An 18,118-nucleotide genomic window follows, 5' to 3' on the forward strand; every position below is an offset into this window, starting at 1 on the left:
TTATCCCAGCCATGCCCTTCGACCCGACCACCCGCCCCCTGACCGCCGCCGAAGCCCGCGTGCTGGCCACCCTGATGGAGAAAGCCCGCACCGTGCCCGACAGCTACCCCATGTCGCTCAACGGCCTGGTCACCGGCTGCAACCAGAAGACCAGCCGCGACCCGGTGATGAACCTGAGCGACGCCGAGGCGCAGGAAGCGCTGGACTCGCTCAAGCTCCTGACGCTGGCGTTCGAGAGCAGCGGCAACCGCACCACGCGCTGGGAGCACAACTTTCAGCGCGGCGTGGGCGTGCCCGAGCAGTCGGCCGTGCTGCTGGGCCTGTTGGTGCTGCGCGGCCCCCAGACGGCGGGCGAGCTGCGCATCAATTCCGAGCGCTGGTACCGCTTTGCCGATATCTCGTCGGTCGAGGCCTTTCTGGACGAGCTGCAGGAGCGCAGTGCCGAAAAGGGCGGCCCGCTGGTCGTGCTGCTGCCGCGTGCCCCCGGTGCGCGCGAGCAGCGCTGGGCGCACCTGCTGTGCGGCCCGGTGGACAGCAGCGCCGCCGCGCCTGCCGCCAGCGGCAGCGGTGGTGGCAGTAGCGGTAGCCAGGCACCCGCCGCGCTGCAGGCCCGCGTGGACGCCCTCGAAGGCCAAGTGGCCGCCCTGCAGGCCACGGTGCAGCGGCTGTGCGCCGAGCTGGGCATGGCCGACGGAATGTCACCACCCGGACAGGACTAAAACGAACGACCGTGCTACAAATGCGGGATCACTTGGAGACAAACCGCATGGATCTCGCATTCACCCCTGAAGAACAGGCCTTCCGCGAAGACATTCGCGCCTGGGTACACGCCAATCTACCGAAAGAAATTTCGCACAAGGTGCACAACGCCCTGCGCCTGACCCGCGACGATCTGCAGGGCTGGGCCAAGATTTTGGGCAAGAAGGGCTGGCTGGGCTTCGGCTGGCCCAAGGAATTCGGCGGACCCGGCTGGACGGCGGTGCAAAAGCATTTGTTCGAAGAAGAGTGCGCGCTGGCCGGCGCACCGCGCATCATCCCCTTCGGCCCGGTGATGGTGGCCCCGGTGATCATGGCGTTTGGCAATGCCGAGCAGCAAAAGCGCTTTCTGCCGGGCATCGCCAGCGGCGAAGTGTGGTGGAGCCAGGGCTACAGCGAACCGGGCTCGGGCTCGGACCTGGCCTCGGTCAAGACCCGCGCCGAGCGCGTGGGCGACAAGTACATCGTCAACGGCCAGAAGACCTGGACGACGCTCGGCCAGTTCGGCGACTGGATGTTCAACCTGGTGCGCACCAGCACCGAAGGCAAGCCGCAGACCGGCATCTCCTTCCTGCTGCTGGACATGAAGTCCAAGGGCGTGACCGTGCGCCCCATCAAGCTGCTCGACGGCGAGTGCGAGGTCAACGAAGTGTTCTTCGACAACGTCGAAGTGCCCGCCGAGAACCTGATCGGCGAAGAGAACAAGGGCTGGACCTACGCCAAGCACCTGCTGTCCCACGAGCGCACCAACATCGCCGATGTGAACCGCAGCAAGCGCGAGCTGGAGCGCTTGAAGCGCATCGCCAAGGCCGAAGGCATGTGGGACGACCAGCGTTTCCGTGACCAGATCGCGCAGCTCGAAGTGGACATCGTGGCGCTGGAAATGCTGGTGCTGCGCGTGCTGTCGGCCGAAAAGTCGGGCAAGAACTCGCTCGACATCGCAGGCCTCTTGAAGATCCGCGGCAGCGAGATACAGCAGCGCTACGCCGAGCTGATGATGCTGGCCGCCGGCCCGTTCAGCCTGCCCTTCATCGAAGAAGCGATGGAAGCCGGCTGGCAAGGAAACTTCCCCGGCGGCGTCACCGCCAACGCGCCGCTAGCGTCCACCTACTTCAACCTGCGCAAGACCACGATCTACGGTGGTTCCAACGAAGTGCAGCGCAATATCGTGGCTCAGACCGTCCTCGGCTGAACCCAAGTTCCAGGAGACAAGAACATGGATTTCGATTTTTCTGACGACCAGGAACAACTGCGCGATGCCGTGCGCAAGTGGGTGGACAAGGGCTATACCTTCGAGCGCCGCCGCGCTGCCGTGGCCGCTGGCGGCTTCGACCGCGCCGCCTGGGGCGAGCTGGCCGAGCTGGGCCTGACGGCACTCACCGTGCCCGAGGCCCACGACGGCCTGGGCCAGAGCGCCATCGACGCCATGGTGGTGGCCGAGGAACTGGGCCGCGGCATGGTGCTCGAGCCCATCGCTCAGGCCTTCATCGCCAGCAGCGTGCTGTCGCAGTACGGCACGGCCGACGTGCAAGCCGCCTGGCTGCCCCGCGTGGCCAGTGGCGAGGCGCTGGTGGTGCTGGCCTACCAAGAGCGCAAGGCGCGCTACCGCCTGGATGTGTGCGAAGCCAAAGCGGCCCCAGCGCAATCGGGACATGCGCTGACAGCTACCAAAAGCATAGTGGCCGCCGGTGACCAGGCCGATGCCTTCATCGTGCCCGCGCAGCTGGACGGCAAGATCGCCCTCTTCCTGGTCGAGCGCTCCGCCGCTGGCGTGACCACGCGGGGCTACGTCACGCAGGACGGCAGCCGCGCAGCAGAATTGCAGCTGGCCAACGCACCCGCCACGCTCATCACCACCGACGGCCTGGCCGCGCTGGAGCTGGCGGTGGACACCGGCATCGCCGCCACCTGCGCCGAGGCCGTGGGCGTGATGGACAAGACGGTGGCGCTCACCGTCGAGTACATGAACCAGCGCAAGCAGTTCGGCGTGTTCATCGCCAGCTTCCAGGCGCTGCGCCACCGCGTGGCCGACATGAAGATGCAGCTCGAGCTCGCCCGCTCGATGAGCTACTACGCCAGCCTGAAACTCGGCGCGCCCGCCGCCGAGCGCCGCGCCGCCATGGCGCGCGCCAAGGTACAGCTGGGCCAGTCGATGCGTTTCGTCGGCCAGCAGTCGGTGCAGCTGCACGGCGGCATCGGCGTGACGGACGAATACATCGGCAGCCACTACTTCAAGAAGCTCACGCAGCTGGAGATGACGTTCGGCGACACCCTGCACCACCTGGGCGAAGTGTCGGCCCGCATGCAGGACACGGCGGGCGTGTTTGCCTGACGCAGGCGCGTAACACCCGCATGCCATGCTCGTGGATTCCCCGGTCCACGGGCATTTTCTATTTCTGGAGACCCTCCGATGAACACGCTTTTCCTGCCCCGCCGGTCCCTGCTGCTCGCCACGGCCGTGGCCGCCGGCCTGGCCCTGGCCGGCTGCGCCACCCGCAGCCCCAGCCTGGCCGAGGCCCCGCCCATCGTCTTCGTGCACGGCAACGGCGACACCGCCGCGCTGTGGCAGACCACCGCCTGGCGCTTCGAGTCCAACGGCTGGCCGCGCGAGCGCCTGCACGCCATCGACGTGCCCTACCCGCTCTCGCGCGATGACGACGCCAAGCCCCAGCCGGGTCGCACCTCCGCAGCCGAGCACATGGCCTACCTGAAGGCCGAGGTGGACAAGGTGATCAAGGCCACCGGCGCGCGCCAGGTCGTGCTGATGGGCAACTCGCGCGGCGGCAACGCGATCCGCAACTACATCTACAACGGCGGCGGCGATAAGACCGTGAGCCACGCCATCCTGGGCGGCACGCCCAACCACGGCGTGTGGGCGATCGCGGGCTTTCGCGAAGGCAACGAATTCTCGGGCACCGGCCCGTTCCTCAAGGCCCTGAACGCCCCCAAGAACGCCGCGGGCGACGAGGTGAGCGGCCCCGTGAAGTGGATGACCATCCGCTCGGACAACAACGACAAGTTCGCGCAGCCCGACGGCCTGTGGATCGGCCAGAAAGGCACGCCCACCAACGTCACCGCCGCAGGGCCCGAGCTCAAGGGCGCGACCAACGTGGTGATCCCGCGCATCGACCACCGCGAGACCTCATACTCGCCCGCCGCGTTCGAAGCCACCTACCGCTTCATCACCGGCAAGGCCCCGGCGCGCACCGACATCGCGGCCGAAAAATCCGTGGTGCTGAACGGCAAGATCACCGGCCTGGGCGTGGACTCGGCCGATGCGAAGACCGGCAACTTCAGCAACAACCTGCCCCTGCCCGGCGCGCAGCTCGAGGTGTACGCCACCGACTCGGCCACGGGCGCCCGCACCGGTGGCGCTCTGCTGAAGAAGACCGTGGGCACGGACGGCCGGTGGGGCCCGCTGACCACCCAGCCCGGCATGCCCCTGGAGTTCGTGATCTCCGCGCCCGGCTACGCCACGACCCACATCTACCGCAGCGGCTTTCCCCGCAGCAGCGAGCTGATCCACCTGCGCCCCGAACGCATCGCCGACGCGGACAAAACCGCCGATGCCATCGTCACCCTGACCCGCCCCCGCGGCTACCTGGACCCTGCACGCGACAAGATGCTGTTGGACGGCGCCCCGCCCGCCGGCGTGCCGGCCGGTGCCGGCGCCGCGTCGGCCAAGATCAAGCCCGCGGGCGGGCAGCGCCCCATCGCCGCCGAGTTCAACGGCGAGCGTGTAGTGGGCCAGACCTGGCCTGCAGCCCAGGGGCATGTGGTGATGCTGGAGATCAGCCAGTAACGCCCGGCCTTCGTCGGCAGCGCAAGGCAAGCGCGCAATAAAAAACCCCACAGGGTGCACCTGTGGGGTTTTTTGCATTCGGTCGGCCCAGGGGCCGGGCCAAGGCTCAGTGCCGATGCCCCTCGTGGCTTGCGCTCTGCTTGAGGCTCTCGACGATGTTCACCGTGATGCCATTGGGCAGCACCATGTCCGATGGCTTCATGCCCGCCTTGCAGTCCCCCACGCGGCGCCCGCTGAACTGGGTCACTCCCGGCGCGTTGTTGGCGACGGGCTTTGAATAGGCCACTTCAAAGTCGCCCTGGTAGGACTGCTGAAAGTCACCGCTGAGCCGAATGCGCGCGGTGACCCGGTTGTCGTGCACGAAACACACGGTCTGCACAGTGAACTGGCCGCCCTCCTTCTTGACCGCAGTCTCGTGGCAATGCTCCTGGCCAGGCACCACGGCGAGCATGGTCACGGCATCCACGTCGTTCGTCGTGCACTGCAGAACCTTCTGCTGGCGCATGACGGACTGGCCGGCCCCGATGATCGACACCTCCCACAAACCGGGCTTGCGCACCGGCAGGGCATCGGCATGGGCGAGCGGCACCACGACGACGCCGAACGACAGTGACACAGCCGCAACGGCCAACGCGATTTTTTTCATGGATCGAGACAAGTGGAGTGCCAAAGCCCCACGCAGGGACCCTGGCACGGTTCGGAAGTGCACCAGTGCACTTCGGATCGAGGGCTTCGGCTGCGTCAGCCGCCGAATCTGCGCCGGTGCACCCAGGCCATCAGTGCCAGCAGAGCCGACAGGATGATCATGCCCCACTCGGACAAGGTGGGGATGGACGCAGGGCCTGCCGCCATGGCCGGTGCGAACCGGAACACTGCGGTGCAGTCCGCCGCCACGGCGGGCACGGTGTAGGTGGTGAAACCCGCGTTGAAGCTGCCGCCCGTGCAGGTGCTGGAGGCGTCCAGCGCCGCACGCATGCCGGCACCGGGAGCGAGCGTGAACACGGCGCTGGCGCCGGGCATCACGGACTGGGACGCCGGCGACACCGTGCCGGTGCCCGACAGCACCGATCCGGTCACCACCGGGTTGGGCACGAACGCGAAAGCTGCGGAGCAAGCGCCTGCCACGGCGGGGATGGTGTAGACCGTGGTGTCGGCATTGAAGCTGCCGCCCGTGCAGGTGCTGCCGGCCGCCAGGGTGGCGCGCTGCCCGGCCCCTGGCGTGAGGGTGATCACCGCCGTGCCGCCCACGGCCACCGACTGCGACGCAGGGCTGACCACGCCGCTGCCCGAGGCCACCGATGCCGTGACCGCCACCGGACCGATGAACACGAAGTTCACCGAGCAGTTGGCCGCCACCGGAGCGATGGTGTAAGTCGTGCCGGACCAGGTACCTGCAGGGCAGGTGCCGGTGGGCGTGCCGCGGCTGTAGCCGGTGGTGGGCGTGACCACGTAGGCGGCAGAGCCGCCGATCACCACCGTCTTGGGCGCGTTGGGCGTGATGGAGCCTCCGGTGCCGACGGTGGGCGTGACCGTGGCCACGCCGGCATTCACAAAGCTGAAGTTGACCGTGCAGTTTTGCGCGATGGCGTTGGTGGTGTAGGTGCTGCCCACCAGAGCGCCACCGGTCTGCGTGCCGCCGGCTGCGCAGTTGTCGGTGATGACGGGGGCGTAGCCCGCGTTGGGCGTCACGGTGAACGACGTGGTGCCGCCCGGTGCCACGGGCTGCGTGACGGCAGGGCTGACCGAGCCGTTGGCGCCCACCACGGGCGTCACGTCCAGGGGCACCGTGAAGTTGGCCGTCACGGTCTTGGAAGCATCCATGGACACGGTGCAGCTGGTGGCTGTGCCGGAGCAGCCACCGCCGCTCCAGCCCGAGAAGATCGATCCGGAGGGCGCGGTGGCGTACAGGATGACCTGCGAGCCGCCCGGCGCGTCGGTGGTGCAGGTGGCGCCGCAGGTGATGCCCGAAGGCACCGACGTCACCGTGCCCGTGCCGATCTTGTTGACCGCGAGATTGAACAAGCCCAGGCCCACGGGGTCGGAGTCGGTGGCGGTGTTGTTGGAGCTCTCGCGGTCCTTCACGCTCACCGGCGCGGTCACGGCCGCGGTGTGCAGGATGGTGCCGGCGCCGCTGCCTGCCGGGTCGGCCTGCGCGGAAATCGTGTACGTGAGGGTGCCACCCACCGGCACCGGGTCCGGCAGGATCTGGCTCACCGCGCCGGTGCCCGAAGGCACCGGGCAGACCGCGCCCCCGCTGGCTGCGCAGGTCCAGGTGATGTTGGTCAACGACGAGGGAGCGGACTCCTGGATGGTCGTGCCCGCCGGCACCGCCGTGGGGCCCAGGTTGGTCACGGACATGGTGTACGTGAGGGCCTGGCCCCAGATCACTGCACTTTGCCCATCAGACAGGCTCACGCTCAGGTCGACCAGGGGGTCCGTCGTGATCTGGCTTTGCACCAGCGGCCCCAGCAAGGGCGAGATGGCATCGCCCACGATGGAGTAGTTGCCGTGGTTGATGGGGCCCGTGGTGGTACCTGGTGTGATGAACGATAGAGGGATCGTTCCGCTGCTGCCTGGGTTGAGCGTTCCGACCGGGCACGACACGGTGTCGATCTGGTTGCCTGCCGCCCCGGAGGTATTGACCGTGCAGGAGCCCGGCACGCTGGCCGGGTCCACACGCAGGTTCTTGGGAGTTCCGGCCGTGTTGTCTTGCGGAGACACGATGGTCACCACCGTGCTCGTCAGCGGCACGTCACCCTGGTTCGAATAGGAGTACGTGTACGCCACGCTGCTGCCGGCGGCTGCGTATTCAGGCGCATCGGCCTTGATGCCAGGACCGGGCAGATTGGTGAGCCCTGCACCGGAATCCACATAGATGTGGCCGGAGTGCCCGCTCTGGCTACAGCCCGCGGCGATCACCGTGACCTTGATCTGGTCACCCACATCGAGCACACCCGCACCTGGCGCGATGTCGATGGTCTGCCAGTTGGTGTACTGAAAGCCGCCCACCGTCTGCCACGGCACGCCCGACTGGCCGGAGAAGTTGAAGGTGTAGAACAGCTGCTTGTTCTTGGTGATGTTGTACACCTCGACAAAGAAGTACGGTTGCTCCTGCCCCGAATGCCCGGGGTTCTGCAGCACGGGCGCAATCGCAAAACGCACATGCGCCTTGCCGTCGGACGGGTCCACGTCGCCCAGCGTCATCACGGCCGTCTGGTCGATGGACGCAGCGCGGTTCTGGGCACCCAGGTAGTTGACGCGCGCGCTCTTGGCGCCGTACAGCGGAAAGCGCACCTGCCCATTGACGTTGGTGTCGGAGCCATTGCCCACCGCATCGGTGGGAGCGGGCGTGGAAGTCGTGTTGGTCGTGAGCCCGAGATCACTTTCGGTGTCCGGCGGAAAGTTGGCCAGGGGAATGCCGGTACTGGGCACACGCAGGTGCCGGACGTTCCAGTTGGCCAGGTCGTTCTCGAAGCCGCCGTTCACGAAGGCCGCACGCGCGGAACCTGCCGTGGCCGCCAGCACCAGCAAACCCAGCAGCAACACGCCCAAGTGGCGCAGGAACCTGGCAGGCCCTTCGCGCGTCCCCGCAGGAAAATTTTCGGTGATCAATTTGCCATCTCCTCTGTGAACCAGTCTCTGTTGTCAAAACCTGCGGGCCGAGTCCGGCCCAGGCTGCGCCCTGCCTTGCGGCATGCACAACCAAAAAATGGGGGGGGGGAAAGGCGGTCGTTCGGAGCGTTCAGCGCCTCGTCAACCGGCCTGCGTGTGGTGGGTCAATTCATGTGGCGAACACGAGCCCTTTTCCAAAGACTGCGCGCACCGGCAATGCCAGGCCGGTGTCGTCCATCGTTTTGCGCCGCAGGCGCGTCAGGGCCGACTCGATGCGATGAAAGTCGTCGTCCAGATTGCGCCCGCCCACGGCCTGCACCAGCAGCTGCTTGCTCACCAGCACGCCAGGGCTCTCCAGCAGGCACGACAGCAGTTCCAGCTCTCTCGTGGTCAGGGCCACCACCTGCTGGTTGGGTGCGCGCAGCGTGGCTGCCGAGGCATCGAGCTGCCACGGCACGGCGGCTGAGGCGTCTCCCATGCCCTGTCCCTGCAGCCGCCTGTTACGCAGCTGCGAGCGGATACCGGCCACCAACTCCTGCATGTCGACGGGCTTGACGAAATACTGCAGGGCACCGGCCTCGAGCCCCGCGATGCGGCTGTCGAGATCAGCGCGGGCTGTCATGAGCACCGTGGACACGCCTTGGGCGGCCAGCCGCGCGAGCAGGCTCAGACCGTCTTCACCGGGCAGGCCGATGTCCACCACCACCAGGTCAGCGTGCTGGCGCAGCAGCTGTACGTAGAAGTCTTCGGCCGACTCGGCGCCCCACGCGCGAAAACCCGAGCGCGCAAGATAGCTGCACACATTGCTGCGGATGTCCTCGTCGTCTTCGACGACTGCGATCGTGGCTTCGGCAGACATGGAAAAAATGGGGGCTTCGCGGGTTGGAAACAGTTGGATACGTACTATTGTCGCAGTGCGTTTTGCACCGAGCCATGCACAAGAACTCACGAATACTCACGATGAACGCGTCCCTCAGAACATGGCCACGCGCTGCCCATTGGCTGGGCCCACGGTTGCTGGTAGGGCTGCTTGTTTTCATGGCGTTGTTTTCACACGCCAACGCACTGCAGCCTGCTGCTCGCTGGCAGTTGGGGTGGGACGTTCCGATGGACCGGCTGGATGATCCGGACCGCCGGCTGGGCCCCGACGATGTGGCGACGGCCGGCGCGGCCGAGGGTGTCTCGCGCTTGCGCCATTCGCTCAGCGCTGGCTACCTGAACCACCCCGTGTGGTTGCGCTTTGACGTACCGGCGCTGCCGCCGGACGCTGCCTACGGGGCCTTGTGGCTGCTGGCGCAGCCCACCTACCTGGACTCCATCACGCTGTACCAGCGCAGCGCCACCGGGGACTGGTCCGCGCAGATCAGCGGCGACCATGTGCCCTCCCTGCAGAAATCGGGCGTGCGCCAACACCTGTTCCGCCTGACGCCCGGTGCCACCGCGATCATCCGCATCGAAACCACGAGCGCCATGCAATGGCAGGGCATCGTATTGGGCACGCAGGCCCTGGCGACCGCCGTGGCAGGCTCGGAACGTGCCATGGGGCTCTTCTTCGGCGCCATGGCCGCGCTGCTGCTGGGCATATGGGCTGGTGCGGCCGTCTTTCGGACCCACACGCTGTGGGCCCTCGCCGTACTCGGCACCGTGAGCTTCGTCCACATCCTGAATGTGCGCGGGTACGCCAGCCTCTGGGCACCGCCGTCCCTCACGCAGTTGGCGAGCCACGCCGTCGGGATCGGTGCCTTCCTGCTCGCCGCCACGCTGGCTTGGCAGATCCGGCAGCAGCTGTCGCGCACCAGCCGCTACCGCCGCACGGACCAGGTGCTCATCGGACTGGTCGCGCTCAATCTGGCAGGAACGCTCAGTGTTCCTCTGGGGTTCTATGGGTCCGTGGCCTGGCTCAATCTGCTGTCGCTGATCACCAGCGATGTGATAGCGATCGCCCTGTGCCTGCTCGCGCTGCAAAGGCGCGAGCGGCGGGCGCTGCACACCCTGCTCCTTGCAGCCTACGGCCTTCATGCGGTGGCGGGTGTGCCCATCACCATCATCCAGACCGGCGCCTTGCACTGGAACATCGACGCCACCGCCCTGTGGCAGCTGGAGGTCATCATCTTCACCGCATTGATCGCCTGCGCGGTGTTCGTGGGGCTGGTGGTGCGCTACCGCGATATCCAGCGCGTCAAGGACCTGGCGATCGCGCGGCTCGCGCAGTCCGAGCAGTCGCTGGAAGAGCGCATCGAACAGCGGACCTCGGAGCTGTCGCAGGCCCAGATCGCACTGGGGCAGGCGCTGCGCAACGAGCGGGAGCTGCGGCTCGAACAGCGGCAGTTCTTCCACATGATCAGCCACGAGTTCAGGACGCCTTTGGCCGTGGTGGACAGCGCTGCGGCCGAGCAGCAGGCCTTCCCCTCGCCCGATCTGACCGCTCAGAAGGACCGCGCGGCCCAGATCCGCCGTGCGTGCAGGCGCCTGGTCTCTCTGGTGGACAGCTGCCTCATCAGCGAGCGCCTGGACACGGCGGGATTCTCGCTGCAGGCCGCCCCCGTGCGCATCGCCGATCTGCTGGAACACGCGGCCCAACTGGTGCACTGGTCTCCACGCCACCACCTGCGCCTCTTCACCGACGCGGCGCCGCAGGAGTGGGTGTGTGATGAAACGCTGGTGCGGATTGCGCTGTCGAACCTGGTGGACAACGCGGTCAAGTACGCCGCCGCCGGAGAGATCTTCATCGCAGCCCGCAAGGCCGATTCTGGCCTGCTGGAGATTTCGGTGGCCGACGAAGGCTCGGGCATGTCGCTGGAGGTGATGAACCGCATCTTCGAGCGGTTCGAGCGCGGTGACCGCACCGACCAGAGCAAGGGCTTTGGCCTGGGCCTGTGGGTGACCCGCCGCATCGCGCGGTTGCATGGTGGCGACATCACGGTGGAGTCACGCCCGGGAGAGGGGGCGTGCTTCACGCTGACGCTGGGCGCGCAGCGCGTGGGGCGAACGCCTCCCAGTGACGGGTGACGTAACGACGGCGCCGCGCCTGCAAGGCACACCAAGTCAGGAGTAGTGCCAAGCAACCGAGCACGGCGCAAGCCAGCGGTTTTGGATGCGCCAGTGCCTGGTTGCGAATCCTGGATAATCCCTTCTTTGCCCTCCTACTTACCCGGGCTTCCAGAGCCCTCCAGACTGCGCGGCGGTCTGGCGCAACCTTTATGCACTTATGAGCGCTACAGCGAACGACCCCAACCTCAAGCACCTGACCAAAGCCCGCGAGCAGATCGCCAAGGGCGATCTGAAGAACGCTGCACTGACGCTCAACAAGGCCAACGCAGCGTGGCCTCAGGATGCGCGCGTGTACATGCTCGGTGGGCTGCTTGCAGAAAAAGCGGGCAATGTGCCAGGCGCTTTCGATGCGCTGCGCAAGGCTGTGGCGATGGCACCCGCCTGGGGGCCCGGACTGCTGGAACTTGCATTGTTGTTGGCGCGCCAGAATCAGTTTCAGGAAGCTGTGGAAACGGCTGAAAAAGTGGCCGCTATCGAGCCCCACAACCTGCAGGTGCTAGCGGGTGTGGTGGACATTGCCCACCGTTCGGGCAACCTGGATATGGCAGTGCGCCACCTTCGCCGTGGTCTGGATTTGGTGCCTGGAGATATCGCTTTGCACCGTCTGCTGGCGCGCGACCTGAGCGAACTGGGTCAGCACGAAGAGTCCACTTCGCTGTGGACCGTCCTTGTGGAACACAACCCCGAAGACCGGCAAGCTTTGGTGGGTCGCGTGCAAGCACGCATCGCCGCAGGTCAGCATGCCGAAGCGCAGAAAGACACGAAGGCGCTGTTGACGCTGGCTCCCGAAAATCAGGTATACCAATACTACGATCAGATTGCACGGGGCGAGACGCCTGCCGAATACCCCGCCGATCTCACCCGTCCACTGTTCGACGGCATGGCCGAGTTCTATGACATGCACATGGTCCGCGGTCTGAACTACCAGTTGCCCAAGCAGGTGTCGGACCAGATTCTGGCGCGCCATCCTGACAAAAAGATCAACGTGCTGGATCTGGGATGCGGCACCGGTTTGCTGGGCGTTTGCCTTGGTCGCCTGGATGGCGCGCTCGTGGGGGTGGATCTGTCGCTCAAGATGATCGAGCAGGCGGGGCGACACAACGTCTATGACCGCTTTCATACGGTCAACCTGCATGACGCACTGCGCCAGACGCCCGACAGCCTGTACCAGGTGATCGCTGCGCTGGATGTTTTCATCTATGCGGGGGACATCAGCCAAGCTGTTCCCAACGCATTCCGGGTGCTCGCTGACGAGGGAGAACTGATCTTTTCGTGCGAACTGGCTGACGAAGCTGGCCCTGACCTGGCCCTGCTGCCCAGCGGGCGTTATGCGCACAAACGCAGCCACGTGGAAGCCCTGTGCAAGTCAGCAGGTTTTACCAGGATTGAGATCGAAGAAACCGTGCTACGCCATGAAAACCAGCAGCCTGTGGCGGGTTTCATCGTCACTGCTTACAAATCGACATAGCGCGAGGCGGCCCGCCATCCGGACGGGCCGTCCGGTGGTCTCGCCTACCCCAGCAGCCGAGACGACTTCGGCACATGCGCCATCAGAAACTCCATCTGGTCGGCCAGGATGCGCCGGTTGCGCAGGATGAAGTCTTCCCACAGGCTGGGGATGTAGGGCGCGTACAGCAGCGGCATGTGGGCCTGCTCGGGGGTGCGCGGGCCCTTGCGGTGGTTGCAGGGGCGGCAGGCCGTGACCACGTTCATCCAGTGGTCCTGCCCGTTGCGGGCAAAGGGCACGATGTGTTCGCGCGTGAGGTCTTCTTCGTGGAAATGGCCGCCGCAGTAGGCGCAGACATTGCGGTCGCGGGCGAAGAGCTTGCTGTTGGTGAGGCTCGGTTTCAGGTCGAACGGGTTGATGCCCGGCACTCCCTTGGTCCCGATGATGCTGTTCACCGCGATCACCGACTGCTCGCCGGTGACAGCGTTGTACCCACCGCGGAACCGGGCGATGTGGGCGCCTGATTCCCAGCGCACCTCATCGGCGGCGTAGTGGATGACCGCCTGTTCGAGCGAAATCCATGATTGGGGCAGCCCTTGGGCCGACAGCTTCAAGACCTTCAAAACACGCCTCCTGGAACAAGAATGATCACAAGGAATGGGAACGCGGATGTCTCGCGGGCCACCCTGCTCTGGAAGGCCCCTCGGTCACAATATACTCCGTTTTGATGACAAATTGGCGTCCTGCGCTTGATGGATATGCGCGTGCTGCTATCAAAAAGATAACAAACCAATGAAGATCTTTCGCGGATTCCACCACCGGGGCATCGCCAGCGCCTGTGCGCTGACCATCGGCAACTTCGACGGAGTGCACCGGGGCCACCAGGCCATGCTGGCCCTGCTGAACAGCGAGGCTGCGCACCGCGGGGTCGAAAGCTGCGTGCTGACCTTCGAACCCCACCCGCGCGACTACTTCGCCGGGGCACACAACAAGCCCGAACTGGCGCCAGCCCGCATCGGCACGCTGCGCGACAAGCTCACCGAGCTGGCGCGCTGCGGCGTGCAGCAGACCGTGGTGCTGCCGTTCGACGCGCGGCTGGCCGCCCAGTCGCCGGCCGAGTTCATCGACGAGGTGCTGATGCGCGGCCTGAACGCGCGCTATGTGCTGGTGGGCGACGACTTCCGTTTCGGCCGCCAGCGCGCGGGCGACTATGCCATGCTGGACGCCGCCGGCCAAGCCCGGGGCTTCGACGTGGCACGCATGAACAGCTACGAGGTGCATGGCCTTCGGGTGTCGAGCTCGGCCGTGCGCGATGCGCTGGGCCGGGGCGACATGGAAGCCGCGGCGCGCCTGCTGGGGCGGCCCTACACCATCTCGGGCCACGTGGTGCATGGCCGCAAGCTCGGGCGCGAGCTGGGCGCCACCGGCGCGGGGGCCGGCGACGGCTTTCGCACGCTGAACCTGCGCTTTGCCCACTGGAAGCCGGCTGCCAGCGGCATCTTCGCGGTGCTGGTGCATGGCCTGGGCGATGTGCCTCTGCCCGGCGTGGCCAACCTGGGCGTGCGCCCCTCGCTGGACCCGAACGACGTCAACGGCGGGCGCGTGCTGCTCGAAACCCACTGCCTGCAATGGCCCGCCGATCTGGGCCCCGAGGGGGCGTACGGTAAAATCGTGCGGGTGGAACTACTGGACAAACTGCACGACGAGCTCAAGTACGACAGCCTGGACGCCCTGACAACGGGCATCGCCAAGGACTGCGACGATGCGCGCGCCTACTTTGCGACGGCCGCCATCGCGTCGCACACCGAGACCCGGCGCCAAACCACGCGCGACCGAATTTGAGGGGGCTGCTTACCGCAGCGCCCGCCTGAGCGGGCACACACATCCCTTTCGCGCACCCCCTCTCCCCTTCCGGGCACGCCCCGGAATGCTCAGTTTTTAAGGTCCCCTCATGTCCGACGACAACGTCACCTCCGCACCTGCTTCGGCATCCGCGTCCGCCGCCCCCGCCACGGACTACCGCAGCACCCTGAACCTGCCCGACACCCCCTTCCCCATGCGTGGCGACCTGCCCAAGCGCGAGCCGGGCTGGGTCAAGGAGTGGGACGACAAAGGCATCTACAAGCGCCTGCGCGATGCCCGCCGGGGCGCGCCCAAGTTCATCCTGCACGACGGCCCGCCCTACGCCAACGGCCAGATCCATATGGGCCACGCGGTCAACAAGATCCTGAAGGACATGATCACCAAGGCGCGCCAGCTCGAAGGCTTCGACGCGCTGTACGTGCCCGGCTGGGACTGCCACGGCCTGCCGATCGAGAACGCCATCGAGAAGAAGCACGGCCGCAATCTCAGCCGCGACGACATGCAGGCCAAGAGCCGCGCGTTCGCCACCGAGCAGATCGCGCAGCAGATGGGCGACTTCCAGCGCCTGGGCGTGCTCGGCGAATGGGACAACCCCTACAAGACCATGAACTTCGCCAATGAGGCGGGCGAGATCCGTGCGTTCAAGCGCGTGATGGAGCGCGGCTTCGTGTACCGGGGCCTCAAGCCCGTGTACTGGTGCTTCGACTGCGGCAGCTCGCTGGCCGAGTTCGAGATCGAATACGCCGACAAGAAGAGCACCACGCTGGATGTGGCCTTCAAGGCGCACGAGCCTGCGAAGCTGGCCGCCGCCTTCGGCGTGCCCGCGCTCGCCAAGGACGCCTTCGTGGTGATCTGGACCACCACCGCGTGGACCATCCCCGCCAACCAGGCGCTGAACCTGAACCCCGAGATCAGCTACGCGCTGGTCGATGCCGGCGAGCGCCTGCTGCTGGTGGCCGAACCGCTGGTGGCCTCGTGCCTGGAGCGCTACGGCCTCACCGGCCAGGTGCTGGCCACCACCCTGGGCAAGAACCTGGGCGGCCTCGAATTCGAACACCCGCTGTACGACGTGGCCAGCGAGGACGGCAGCTACGGCTACCGCCGCCTGTCGCCCGTGTACCTGGCCGACTACGCCACGGCCGACGACGGTACGGGTATCGTGCACTCCTCGCCCGCCTACGGGCTGGAGGATTTCAACTCCTGCGTGTCCCACGGTCTGGCGCTGGACGACATCCTTAACCCGGTGCAGGGCAACGGCACCTATGCGCCGGACTTCCCGCTGTTCGGCGGCCAGCACATCTGGAAGGCCGTGCCCGTGGTCATCGAGGCGCTGCGCAATGCCGGCCGCCTGATGGCCACCAAGGAGATCACCCACAGCTACCCGCACTGCTGGCGCCACAAGACGCCGGTGATCTACCGCGCCGCGGCGCAGTGGTTCATCCGCATGGACGAAGGCGAAGGCGTGTTCACCAAGGCCGGCGAAAAGCCCGCCAAGACGCTGCGCCAGATCGCGCTGGACGCCATCGAGCACACCAGCTTCTACCCCGAGAACGGCAAGACCCGCCTGCACGACATGATCGCCAACCGGCCCGACTGGTGCATCTCGCGCCAGCGCAGCTGGGGCGTGCCCATCCCGTTCTTTTTGCACAAGGACTCGGGCGAGCTGCACCCACGCACCATGGAAATCATGGACCAGGCCGCCGCCATCGTGGAAAAGGGCGGCATCGAGGCCTGGAGCCGCGTGACGCCCGAGGAGATCCTGGGCGCCGAGGACGCGGTCTGCTACACCAAGAGCACCGACATCCTGGAGGTGTGGTTCGACTCCGGCTCCACGTTCTTCCACGTGCTGCGCGGCACCCACCCCAACGTGCACCACGACACCGGCCCCGAGGCCGACCTGTACCTGGAAGGCCACGACCAGCACCGCGGCTGGTTCCACAGCTCGCTGCTGCTGGCATCGGCGCTCGAAGGCCGCGCGCCCTACCGCGGCCTGCTGACCCACGGCTTCACCGTGGACAGCCAGGGCCGCAAGATGAGCAAGTCGCTGGGCAACGGCATCGATCCGCAGGAAATCAACAAGAAGCTGGGCGCAGAAATCATCCGCCTGTGGGTGGCCGCCAGCGACTACTCGGGCGACATCGCGGGCGACGAGAAGATCCTGGCGCGCGTGGTGGACGCCTACCGCCGCATCCGCAACACGCTGCGCTTTTTGCTGGCCAATGTGAGCGACTTCGACCCCGCAACAGACGCTGTGCCGTTCGACCAGATGCTGGAGATCGACCGCTACGCGCTGACGCGCGCGGCCGAGTTCCAGGCCACGGTGCTCGCGCACTACAAGGTCTACGAGTTCCACCCCGTGGTGGCCAAGCTGCAGTTGTACTGCTCGGAAGACCTGGGCGGCTTCTACCTGGATGTGCTGAAAGACCGGCTGTACACCACCGCACCCAAGAGCCTGGCGCGCCGCAGCGCCCAGACCGCGCTGTACCACATCACCCACGGCATGCTGCGCTGGATGGCGCCGTTCCTGTCGTTCACCGCCGAAGAGGCGTGGAAGGTGTTCGGCTCGTCCGACTCCATCTTCCTCGAAACCTACGGCTCGATCGCAGGGGCCGACGAAGGCCTGCTGGCCAAGTGGAGCCGCCTGCGCGAGATCCGCGACGTGGTGAACAAGGAGATCGAGGCACTGCGCGCCGGCGGCCAGGTGGGCTCGTCCCTGCAGGCCAAAGTGGTGCTGACCGCAGCGCCCGAAGACCATGCGCTGCTGGCCAGCCTGGGCGATGACCTCAAGTTCGTGTTCATCACATCTGCTATCGAATTGGTAGCTGGTAGCGCATTGCAGATCAGCGTGAGCGCCAGTTCTGATACGAAATGCGAGCGCTGCTGGCACTACCGCAGCGACGTGGGCCAGGATGCCGCGCACCCCACCATCTGCGGGCGTTGCACCAGCAACCTGTACGGTGCTGGCGAAAGCCGGGGGCACGCGTGATGGCGCGCGGCAACAGCTCACTCTCCGGCCGCTCCGGCGCCAGCATGTGGCCCTGGCTCGTCTGGGCCGTGGTCCTGCTGGTGGCCGACCAGTTGACCAAGACCTTCATCCTGGACAACTACCGGCTCGGCGACTCCACCTTCGTCACCGGCTTCTTCAACATCGTGCGGGCCCACAACACCGGGGCGGCGTTCTCGTTCCTCGCGAATGCGGGCGGCTGGCAGCGCTGGTTGTTCACCGCCATCGGCGTGGTGGCCACGATCTTCATCGTGTGGCAGCTGCGCGCGCACCCGGGGCAAAAGCTGTTTTGCTTCTCGCTGGCCAGCATCCTCGGCGGCGCCGTGGGCAACGTGGTGGACCGGTTGATGCACGGCTACGTGGTGGACTTCCTGGACTTCCACTGGGACTTCCTCTCGGGCATCTTCCCGGGCGGGCACTTTCCGGCGTTCAACCTGGCCGATACGGCCATCAGCATCGGGGCGGCTTGCCTGATCCTCGATGAACTGCTGCGGGTCAAGCGGTCCAAATAGCCGCTGGGCGGCTGCCCTGCACTGCATTCCCTGAACGGCCCCATCGAGGGCCGTTTTTCATGCCGGCCCCG

The 18,118-nt window shown here is 66.4% G+C and carries 13 protein-coding genes; 9 read left to right on the plus strand and 4 right to left on the minus strand.

Annotated elements, in window-relative coordinates; translation table 11 throughout:
• Positions 1–11 precede the first annotated feature (11 nt).
• The 4 genes from ACSQ3D_RS01415 to ACSQ3D_RS01430 all read left to right on the plus strand — a co-directional run bounded on the left by ACSQ3D_RS01415 (position 12) and on the right by ACSQ3D_RS01430 (position 4,558).
• Positions 12–719, plus strand: coding sequence for a YceH family protein (locus ACSQ3D_RS01415; protein ID WP_436125668.1), 708 nt, complete (start codon positions 12–14; stop codon positions 717–719).
• A gap of 47 nt (positions 720–766) precedes the next feature.
• Positions 767–1,948 (plus strand): acyl-CoA dehydrogenase family protein, encoded by a 1,182-nt coding sequence (locus tag ACSQ3D_RS01420; RefSeq protein WP_436125669.1) that lies wholly within the window; start codon positions 767–769, stop codon positions 1,946–1,948.
• Between the two features lie 24 nt (positions 1,949–1,972).
• Positions 1,973–3,088, plus strand: a complete 1,116-nt coding sequence (locus tag ACSQ3D_RS01425; protein WP_436125670.1) for an acyl-CoA dehydrogenase family protein — start codon at positions 1,973–1,975, stop codon at positions 3,086–3,088.
• A gap of 78 nt (positions 3,089–3,166) precedes the next feature.
• Positions 3,167–4,558: an alpha/beta fold hydrolase gene (locus tag ACSQ3D_RS01430; protein WP_436125671.1), complete on the plus strand. Its 1,392-nt coding sequence runs from the start codon at positions 3,167–3,169 to the stop codon at positions 4,556–4,558.
• A gap of 106 nt (positions 4,559–4,664) precedes the next feature.
• Here ACSQ3D_RS01430 and ACSQ3D_RS01435 read toward each other — a convergent pair whose 3' ends face one another.
• The 3 genes from ACSQ3D_RS01435 to ACSQ3D_RS01445 form a co-directional block, all read right to left on the minus strand.
• Entirely contained in the window at positions 4,665–5,204 is a 540-nt protein-coding gene (locus ACSQ3D_RS01435; RefSeq protein WP_056161846.1) for a DUF3617 domain-containing protein, read from the minus strand.
• 95 nt (positions 5,205–5,299) lie between these two features.
• A complete protein-coding gene (locus ACSQ3D_RS01440) occupies positions 5,300–8,170 on the minus strand; it encodes an IPTL-CTERM sorting domain-containing protein (protein WP_436125672.1) in 2,871 nt (956 codons plus the stop codon).
• A 169-nt stretch (positions 8,171–8,339) separates the two neighbouring features.
• Positions 8,340–9,029, minus strand: a complete 690-nt coding sequence (locus tag ACSQ3D_RS01445; RefSeq protein ID WP_396502969.1) for a response regulator transcription factor — start codon at positions 9,027–9,029, stop codon at positions 8,340–8,342.
• Between the two features lie 179 nt (positions 9,030–9,208).
• Here ACSQ3D_RS01445 and ACSQ3D_RS01450 point away from each other — a divergent pair, with 179 nt between their 5' ends.
• Together ACSQ3D_RS01450 and ACSQ3D_RS01455 are read left to right on the plus strand one after the other, a co-directional pair.
• Positions 9,209–11,179, plus strand: coding sequence for a sensor histidine kinase (locus ACSQ3D_RS01450; protein ID WP_436125673.1), 1,971 nt, complete (start codon positions 9,209–9,211; stop codon positions 11,177–11,179).
• 199 nt (positions 11,180–11,378) lie between these two features.
• Positions 11,379–12,689, plus strand: a complete 1,311-nt coding sequence (locus ACSQ3D_RS01455; RefSeq protein WP_436125674.1) for a tetratricopeptide repeat protein — start codon at positions 11,379–11,381, stop codon at positions 12,687–12,689.
• A 44-nt stretch (positions 12,690–12,733) separates the two neighbouring features.
• Here ACSQ3D_RS01455 and ACSQ3D_RS01460 read toward each other — a convergent pair whose 3' ends face one another.
• On the minus strand, positions 12,734–13,291 hold the full coding sequence (locus tag ACSQ3D_RS01460; protein ID WP_056415989.1) for an HNH endonuclease: 558 nt from the start codon (positions 13,289–13,291) through the stop codon (positions 12,734–12,736).
• A gap of 169 nt (positions 13,292–13,460) precedes the next feature.
• Here ACSQ3D_RS01460 and ACSQ3D_RS01465 point away from each other — a divergent pair, with 169 nt between their 5' ends.
• The 3 genes from ACSQ3D_RS01465 to lspA all read left to right on the plus strand — a co-directional run bounded on the left by ACSQ3D_RS01465 (position 13,461) and on the right by lspA (position 18,047).
• The gene (locus ACSQ3D_RS01465; RefSeq protein ID WP_436125675.1) at positions 13,461–14,510 is read left to right on the plus strand and encodes a bifunctional riboflavin kinase/FAD synthetase; all 1,050 of its coding nucleotides are present in this window, start codon (positions 13,461–13,463) and stop codon (positions 14,508–14,510) included.
• A 109-nt stretch (positions 14,511–14,619) separates the two neighbouring features.
• A complete protein-coding gene (gene ileS / locus ACSQ3D_RS01470) occupies positions 14,620–17,517 on the plus strand; it encodes an isoleucine--tRNA ligase (protein WP_436125676.1) in 2,898 nt (965 codons plus the stop codon).
• Complete coding sequence (gene lspA / locus ACSQ3D_RS01475; RefSeq protein WP_436125677.1) at positions 17,517–18,047, plus strand: signal peptidase II; 531 nt, start codon at positions 17,517–17,519, stop codon at positions 18,045–18,047. Before ileS ends, lspA begins: the two co-directional genes overlap by 1 nt.
• Positions 18,048–18,118 lie beyond the last annotated feature (71 nt).

The organism is Acidovorax sp. LjRoot117 (genome assembly GCF_964252695.1).
Taxonomy (GTDB): Bacteria; Pseudomonadota; Gammaproteobacteria; order Burkholderiales; family Burkholderiaceae_C; genus Acidovorax.